Annotated in this window: 1 protein-coding gene; it reads right to left on the reverse strand. The window is 66.6% G+C overall.

The annotated features are described in order from the left end of the window. Positions 1-4: 4 nt before the first annotated feature. On the reverse strand, positions 5-1,315 hold the full coding sequence (locus tag GON06_RS18435; RefSeq protein ID WP_332837727.1) for an ISL3 family transposase: 1,311 nt from the start codon (positions 1,313-1,315) through the stop codon (positions 5-7). Positions 1,316-1,429: the final 114 nt, after the last annotated feature.

Consider the following 1,429-nt stretch of genomic DNA (forward strand, 5'->3'; position numbering starts at 1 on the left):
CGGCTCATCGCATTTGAGCGTGTAGGACTGGTCTGAAGCCGCCGGCCTCGAGTAGCGATCGGGCGATGTAGTGGGTCAGGTTCCGGAAGCCGAGGGCGGATCCGCGGAGGTGCTCAAGGCGGCCGTTGATCGCCTCTGTCGGCCCGTTCGATGTTCCTGGCCGGTCGAAGTAGGCCAAGATGTCCGCGGCTCTCTTGCTCAGCGTGTTCCCGAGCTTGCGGATCTCGATCAACGCGGTTGGGACGCCTGTGGAGACGTCGTTGATGAGCTGCTGCATGACGAACTTTCCGAGCCTGCGATCGGGTTCCCGGTAGGCGGTGATCATGCGCTGGTAGATCCCGTGCGTCGCTTCGACCTCGACGTGCCGGTCATCAGCGAACAGCGTTTCGAGCCGGGTGATCTGCCGGTCGGTGAGCAGCGCCGCGCCGGTGTGGAGGGTGCGGCGGGCCTTGTAGAGCGGGTCGTCTTTGCGGCCGCGCCGCCCGAAGACGTCGCTCTGAACCCGGCGGCGGCAGGTATCGAGCGCATCGCCGGCGAGTCGGACCACGTGGAACGGGTCCATCACCGCGACCGCTGTGGGGATCTCCTCGGCGGCGGCGGTCTTGAACCCGGTGAACCCGTCCATCGCGACAACCTCGATGTTTCTGCGCCACGACTCTGGCCGTTCAGTGAGCCAGGTCTTGAACACCGCTTTCGAGCGACCCTCGACCATGTCCAACAGCCGCGACGGCCCCGTGCCCGCGCGGATCGGGGTGAGGTCGATGATGACCGTGACGTATTTGTCGCCGCGGCGGGTGTGTCGCCAGACGTGCTCGTCGACGCCGATCACGGTGACGCCGTCGAACCGGTGCGGATCATCGATCAGCGCCCTGCGTCCCTCGGTGAGGACCGCGTCGTTGGCCGTGTGCCAGGCGACGTCGAGGGTAGCTGCGACCCGGGAGACGGTGAGATGGTCGATGACGAGCGCGCGCAGCGCCCAGGCCAGCGCGGTGCGGGTGAGCTTGCCGCGAGGCTCCGCGACGCTCGTGGTGTCTTCCTGCCAGAACCGGGCGCAATCGTCGCAACGGAACCGGCGAACCCGCAGAAGCAACGTCGTGGGGCGATGCCCGAACGGCTCATGTGCCAGCCACCGCGCGGCCGTTCCCCGCGGCGTCGCCTCCGCGCCACAACGGCGACACCAGGGGTCGGGTTCGGTGAGACGACACTCGATCACTGCCCGATCCGGCGCGAGATGCTGTCCAACGGCTTCAACGCCGAGCTCGTCGAGGCGAGCGAATGTGGTCAGGTCAGGGTGCGTGAAGGTAGCGTTGATCACCGTCGAGGTCTTCTTGAGATGGCCAGTGTAGGAACTTCCATCTTGACGGAGACCTCGACGCCTACCCGGCCAACACCACGCTCAGGCCGCTACACGCTCAACTGCGAAGAGCCG

This window comes from Microbacterium sp. MAH-37, from assembly GCF_009758255.1.
In the GTDB taxonomy this organism is placed as follows: Bacteria; Actinomycetota; Actinomycetes; order Actinomycetales; family Microbacteriaceae; genus Microbacterium.